This window comes from Rhodobacter sp. P2_H5 (assembly GCF_056403335.1).
This window is the reverse complement of the sequence record NZ_JBFUFS010000149.1, coordinates 1-543: the sequence shown is the minus strand read 5'-3', so window position 1 is coordinate 543 and position 543 is coordinate 1. Positions and strand designations below refer to the sequence as shown.

The window sequence follows — 543 nt, the reverse complement described above, 5'->3', positions numbered from 1 at the left end:
ACCCAGGGTCGTCCGCCGGTTAGTGTCCGCGGAGCTGGTGTAAATTCACCGCCGACAGCGGTGTGATCCCGGGTGGCCATCGAGGTGTAGGATCGAGGTGGAGTTTGGCGACTTCAACCAGAGACCATACGGAGCCCCCGATGACCAATACCAACATGGACCTGTCCGAGCTTCTGGCCAAGCACGATCAGGGTGATTTCCTCCGCGGCATTGCCGAGGCCGTCCTGCAACTGATCATGGAGACCGATGTCGAGGGTCTGATCGGCGCCGGTCGGCATGAGCGCAGCGGTGAACGCACGACCTGGCGCAACCGGTATCGAGAGCGCGCTCTCGATACCCGTTTGGGCACCCTGAACCTGCGGGTGCCGAAGCTGCGTCAGGGCAGCTACTTCCCGAGCTTCCTCGAAGCCCGCAAGACCTCGGAGCAGGCGCTCGTGGCCGTCATCCAGGAGGCCTGGATCGGCGGGGTCTCGACTCGTCGGGTGGACGAGCTGGTTCAGGCCATGGGGCTGAGCGGGATCTCGAAGAGCACGGTTTCGAAGC

1 protein-coding gene is annotated in these 543 nt (G+C 63.7%); it reads left to right on the top strand.

Annotation, left to right across the window (positions count from 1 at the left end; all coding sequences use genetic code 11):
• Positions 1–140 precede the first annotated feature (140 nt).
• Positions 141–543, top strand: a 403-nt coding sequence (locus tag AC1DVR_RS24030) for a transposase (protein ID WP_478003130.1), incomplete at its 3' end; no start/stop codon positions are given.